The 5,459-nt window shown below is 66.9% G+C and carries 5 protein-coding genes; 4 read left to right on the top strand and 1 reads right to left on the bottom strand.

Going from position 1 to position 5,459, the window contains the following annotated elements:
• Nucleotides 1–560: 560 nt before the first annotated feature.
• On the bottom strand, nucleotides 561–1,799 hold the full coding sequence (locus tag ACIQFU_RS38555; protein ID WP_402558051.1) for an IS701 family transposase: 1,239 nt from the start codon (nucleotides 1,797–1,799) through the stop codon (nucleotides 561–563).
• Between the two features lie 163 nt (nucleotides 1,800–1,962).
• On the opposite strand from ACIQFU_RS38555, the gene ACIQFU_RS38550 reads away from it, so the two are divergent.
• The 4 genes from ACIQFU_RS38550 to ACIQFU_RS38535 all read left to right on the top strand — a co-directional run bounded on the left by ACIQFU_RS38550 (nucleotide 1,963) and on the right by ACIQFU_RS38535 (nucleotide 5,327).
• Complete coding sequence (locus ACIQFU_RS38550) at nucleotides 1,963–2,466, top strand: NUDIX hydrolase (protein WP_402558050.1); 504 nt, start codon at nucleotides 1,963–1,965, stop codon at nucleotides 2,464–2,466.
• A gap of 621 nt (nucleotides 2,467–3,087) precedes the next feature.
• The gene (locus ACIQFU_RS38545) at nucleotides 3,088–4,602 is read left to right on the top strand and encodes a glycoside hydrolase domain-containing protein (RefSeq protein ID WP_402558048.1); all 1,515 of its coding nucleotides are present in this window, start codon (nucleotides 3,088–3,090) and stop codon (nucleotides 4,600–4,602) included.
• Nucleotides 4,599–5,015: a hypothetical protein gene (locus ACIQFU_RS38540; RefSeq protein WP_402558047.1), complete on the top strand. Its 417-nt coding sequence runs from the start codon at nucleotides 4,599–4,601 to the stop codon at nucleotides 5,013–5,015. Before ACIQFU_RS38545 ends, ACIQFU_RS38540 begins: the two co-directional genes overlap by 4 nt.
• 60 nt (nucleotides 5,016–5,075) lie before the next feature.
• Nucleotides 5,076–5,327, top strand: coding sequence for a hypothetical protein (locus ACIQFU_RS38535; protein ID WP_402558045.1), 252 nt, complete (start codon nucleotides 5,076–5,078; stop codon nucleotides 5,325–5,327).
• Nucleotides 5,328–5,459 lie beyond the last annotated feature (132 nt).

Genomic DNA, 5,459 nt, shown 5'->3' with positions numbered 1-5,459 from the left:
CGACGGCGGGATCAGCGGCTTCGCGATCTCCCACAGCCCGTCCGGAACAATCCAACTCCACGTACCCCGCCCCATGCCGAGTCCAACGACGCCTCACCACGTAGGACACGGTCTAAGGGCCTGAAGCAGGTGCCGGATCGAATTTGCGGGAAACGGAAACTGCGAACTTATCATGACCCGCATAGTTCCTGGCGGCTGAACCCGACAACGAGACAATATCCGCTGGGTCGCCTGACGACAATGGTGGAGCCACCTGAGGCTTTGGGTCGACAGTCAGCCTTCGCATCGCGTGATCGTTTTTGCCGGAGTTCCAGCTCAGTCGCTCCCTCCAAAAGGGCTGAGAAACCTACGCCCAACCGAAAGGCAGACCGTCATGGATGAACTGGTGCTGCGCGCACAGCAGTTCGTGAACCATACATACGGCGACATAATTGGCACGACGCTTGAGGACGGACGGACGGACGGACTGGCTGGGCCACGATGTACGCGCTCACCCGCGCGCTTCAGTACGAACTCGGTATCACCGCCCTGTCTAATACTCCAGCTGCAGATCGTGATCTTCATGTCTGGGCTGTGGCTTGCCGCCGGTAGTGACTGGTGCGTGATCGTGCTTGGTGGCGGCGGCGCCAGTCGGACCAGGCGAGCCGGTGGGCCGCGTCGCGGACCGGCCGGACAACGAGCGCGATGAACAGGCGGCAGATCTCGTTGCAGGACAGTGGGACCAGGTCGTCCGGCGTGTGTCGGTGTGCGTGTTCGTCGGCGCGGACGACGGCGAGGAAGGCGTGGGCCAGCATCGCAAGGGTGACCCAGCGGGCCCACGAGGGATAGCGGCGGACCTGGTGCTCGTCCAGCCCGGCCAGGCCCTTTCCGGCTTGGAATGCCTCCTCCACCCGCCATCTGGAACCTGCGACCTTGACCAGGGCGGTCAGTGATGTCGGCGTGGTGGAGTGACAGCGGTAATAGGCGAGTTCGCCGGTGCTGCGGTTGCGGCGGACCAGCAGCTGGTGGCGGCCCGGGGCTGCCTCGGCGAGGTCGATGACGGCCCAGTCGTAGAACCGCTGCCCCTTCGCGCCGCGCCCGGCCGAGAGCTTCTGCCAGGCCCGCTTGGGCACCTTCCGCGCCAGGGCATCGGCGCGGATCCTGCCGGCGCCGGTGGGCACCTCGGCCGAGCACGCCACTGCGAGGACGTAGCCGATGCCGCGTTCTTGCAGAGCCGTACGGAGTTTCGGGTTGCTGCCGTAGACCTCGTCGCCGGTGACCCAGCCGACGTGGTGTCCGGCGTCCAGGAACCGTTCGATCATCGTGCGGGCCAGCTCCGGCTTGGTCGCGAAGACGGTGTCCTGGCCAAGGCCAGCTGCCCGGCAGCGGTCCGGGTCGCACGTCCAGGTGTGCGGGACGTACAGCTCCCGGTCCACCGCCGCGTGCCCGCGCATCCCGGCGTAGACGAGGTAGACCGCGACTTGGGCGTTCTCGATCCGTCCGGCCGTTCCGGTGTACTGGCGCTGGACCCCGACCGTGTGGGTGCCCTTCTTCACGTCGCCGTTCTCGTCGACCACCAGGACCGCAGCGTCGTCATGGAGGTGCTCGACGACGTATTCGCGCACGTCATCACGGACGCTGTCGGCATCCCAGACGGCTCGGCACAGCAGATGCTGCATGCCGTGCGGGCTGGTCTCCCCGGCCCATTCCGCGATCGTCCAACAGTTCTTGCGTGGCAGGTCCGACAGCAGGCCCAGCACCAGCCGCCCGGCCCGCAGCCGGGGCTCGACCCGGGCGAACCGGTCCGCGATCCGGCCCATGGCCACCTCAAAGGCCGCCCGCCACCGACCGGGATCTATGCTGTGGCTTGCGGGCACCGTCTCTTCGTCAGTCCACACAACTCACGATGATCAACGGTGGTCGCGCCCCTCTCCGCGGCGGCCCCGGCCACTGGCGATTCGGCCATCACATACGGTCTGCGGCATGGCAGTTGAAAATGTGAAGGCCCCCAGGCCCCGGGTGCAGTTGGTCATCGGCATCATCCGCCGAGACGACGAGATCCTGCTCGTACGGGAGAGTCTCGGCGCCGACGGCGAGATGCTCTGGTCGCTGCCCGGTGGCGGGGTTGAGGACGGCGAGCTCCTGCACGAAGCTCTCCGGCGTGAGCTGCGGGAGGAGACCGGGCTGCTGGTCGACGACCCGGTGCGGACCGCGTTCCTCATGCACATCGACTCCGAGCAGCACCCCTCGGCCTTGGCCGCAGCCTTCGAGATCGACGAGTGGGCAGGGGACCTCACACCGCAGGACGACGACATCGAACAAGCCGCCTTCTTCGCCCTGCCCGAAGCCCTGAAGCTGCTTGGTGAACTGGACAGCGCAACACAGCGGGAGCCCATCGTCGGCTACCTGACCGGGGCCACCGCGCCGGGGACCACCTGGCTGTACCGCAACCGGGGCGCGGAGGAAACGCTCGTCGCCCGCTGGTGACGCCAGACAACGGCCACCACATGAAGATCACGATCTACAGCTGGAGTACTAACAGTTTCAACCCCCTCACTCTGAGCACCCTGAGAGCGGCGTACCCGTCACTCACCGCGGCGACCGTACCGTCGGACAACTTCGCGAAGATCGTGCAGTCGGCGCTCTACTGCAAGGGGTACGACGGCGGTGACATCGACGGCATCTGGGGGCCGCGCGTCACCGCGTCCGTGACACAGCTGAAGCAGGACATGGGCGTCGGCAACGTCGAAGGAGCCGGTCTCACGCCGAAGGTGTTCAAGGGCCTGCTTAACATGGACCCGTACGTGCTGGTGACACACGGCGACCGGGCCGGCAGCTCGGCCGTGCAGACTGTCCAGCGCTGGCTCAACGGACGCTACATCAGCCGCGCCGACTTCTTCGTCATCCCCTGCGACGGCCACCACTCCCGCAGTGTCGCCAAGTCGATGCTGTACGCGATCCAGTACGAACTGGGCATGGCTGACGGCGCCGCAAACGGCGTTTTCGGCCCGCTACCCAGTCCGGCCTGCGCAGCCACCCCTGTCTGCTGGCAACAGCGGTGTCTGGGTCTCTCTGCTCACTGCTGCCCTGGTCCTCAACGACCGCCCAATGGGATTCACTTCCTTCTACGACGCACAGGTTGCCCAGGCGGTCGGACTGTTTCAGTCGTACGTCGCCCTGCCGCCCACCGGCACCGTCGACTTCTCCACGTGGGCGTCACTGCTGGTCTCCTACGGCGACCAGTCACGTCCCGGCACCGACTGTGACTGCATCACCACCGTGACCCCGGCCCGCGCCCAGGCTCTCCACTCCGCCGGCTACCGGCACGTCGGCCGGTTCCTGAGCAACGTGGCCGGCTCCGCCCTCGACAAGATGATCAAACCGGGTGAGCTCGCCACCATCGCCGCGGCTGGACTGTCCTGCTTCCCGATCTACCAAACGTGGGGCGGCAGCGCCGACTACTTCTCCTACAACCAGGGTATCCAGGACGCCCACGACGCCATCGTCTGGGCACGGCGACACGGCTTCCAGGACGGCGCCCGCATCTACTTCGCCGTCGACTTCGACGCCCTTGATGGCGAGGTCACCGCCTCCGTCCTGCCGCACTTCCGCGGCGTCCATCACGTGATCACGACCTACTCCCGTTACCGGATCGGCGTATACGGCGCCCGCAACGTGTGCCGCCGCGTCTCGGACGCCGGCTACGCCGACGCTAGCTTCGTCTCCGACATGTCCAGCGGCTTCTCCGGAAACCTGGGCTACACCCTGCCCGCCAACTGGGCATTCGACCAGATCGCCACCCTCACCGTCGGCTCCGGCGAGGGCATCATAGAGATCGACAAGAACATCGCCTCGGGCCGCGACGACGGAGAACGGACCTTCAACCCCGCCTCCTACACCGAGAACCTCGACGTCGCCATCGTCGCCGCCGACCACGAGGCGATGAAGGCCGAGATCCGCGGCTACCTCGAGAGCATCGGGGTTCCCGAGACCGGGGGAGACGGCTGGACCGACGACGGCTGGATCACCCTCGGCGGAATTTCCAACTCCGAAGCCATCGACGCAGTCATCTCCATGGACTGGCTCTTCACCCGTCTGGCCCGCAACCTCCGGCTGCGCAAGGCACTGGTGCAGGCACCAGTGCTGTGGGAGTTGCGGCAGTTCAACCCCCTGGACCCCATAGCCGACGCAGCTGTCAAGGCCGGCCTGAGGGACGACTCCAGCACCGGCTGGGGCCAGATCTTCGCCTGGGTCGCCATCGAGGCCCGCAACTACTGCGTGGAGCAGGGTCTCCTCAACGAGCCGCTGCTGACCCTCGAGGACGACCGCTCCACCGTGTGGACCAGCCTCCACGAAGACCCCGAGTACAACATCGAGACCGCGGCCTATGTGACCGTCTACAACGCCTTCCAGATCAGTCTGCCCCGCCCAGGCCTGGACACCTCGGACGCCGACACCGAACGGATCATCGCCCGCTACAACGGCACCAACGAAGCCGCCGAACAAGTACGGCCGGGACGTCGGCGGCGTATACCGCGTCATGGAGAGCTACTACGCCTGCCATCGCGCCGCGGCGAACTGCCCCTCTGCCCACAGCACACCAAGGAAGGACGCACGACATGACGTACATCAACAGGCGCATGATGGTGCAGGGCACGGCCGTCCTGGGGCTGGGACTCGCCACCGGCACGCTCCTCACCGCCCCGAAGGCTTCCGCCGCCGACGCGGCAGCCTCAGCAAACCCCGCCGGAGCCATGGACGCCGCGGCCAAGGAACGCCCCGTTTCCCTCAACGGCTGGACATCGGAGGAGCAGGCCGAGGACGTCTCCACCGTCTGGACCCGCCCAGTTCCCGGCACCGGCCTCACCGTCGCCACCCGCATCGGCGACGTGGAGGCCGTTCTGATCCATCTGCTGCGCCGCCACCACTACGAGATCGACGAGTTGCGCCGCGGCGACGTCACCGGCTGGCAGCACCCGTCAGGCCTCGACCCGGCGACCCCCGCCTCCAACCTGGCCTCTGGTACCGCGGTGTGAATCCGCCCCGGCCATTACCCGGCCGGCACCGCCGGAGGCTGGTTCCCAGAACAGCTGACCGTGCTCCGCGACATCCTCGCCGAGCTCGATGGCGTGGTCCGCTGGAGCGGGGACGACAAGCGGCCTGACGAATCCCTGTTCAGCATCGACGTCGCCCCCAACAGCCCTCGCCTGCCCCGCCTCGCCGCCAAATTGCGCGGCCTGCGCGAACACCCGGGCCGTGCAGCCGGCGCTCCCGCCGACTCACAGGCCGCCCACCGCCGCAAGGCCGCCGAAGCCCTCGCCCGCCAGCAGCGAGCAACCGCCCGCTGAACCACCTCAACCAGCCTGAAAGGGTTAACTGACATTTCGGGACTGTAAATCGTTCGGTGTAACTCCCGATCATGGAGGATGCATCGATGACCAGTGAGAACGTAGCTGAGCCCGGAGCTGTTGAGCTTTCGA

The sequence above is a fragment of the Streptomyces sp. NPDC093065 genome, from assembly GCF_044754585.1.
Taxonomy (GTDB): domain Bacteria; phylum Actinomycetota; class Actinomycetes; order Streptomycetales; family Streptomycetaceae; genus Streptomyces.
The sequence above is the reverse complement of the archived record's forward strand: the minus strand, read 5'-3'. Positions and strand labels throughout refer to the sequence as shown.

Coding starts and splice junctions, on each gene's coding strand:
- ACIQFU_RS38555 (WP_402558051.1), bottom strand. CDS start 1,799: ATGGGCCGGATCGCGGACCGGTTCGCCCGGGTCGAGCCCCGGCTGCGG.
- ACIQFU_RS38550 (WP_402558050.1), top strand. CDS start 1,963: ATGGCAGTTGAAAATGTGAAGGCCCCCAGGCCCCGGGTGCAGTTGGTC.
- ACIQFU_RS38545 (WP_402558048.1), top strand. CDS start 3,088: ATGGGATTCACTTCCTTCTACGACGCACAGGTTGCCCAGGCGGTCGGA.
- ACIQFU_RS38540 (WP_402558047.1), top strand. CDS start 4,599: ATGACGTACATCAACAGGCGCATGATGGTGCAGGGCACGGCCGTCCTG.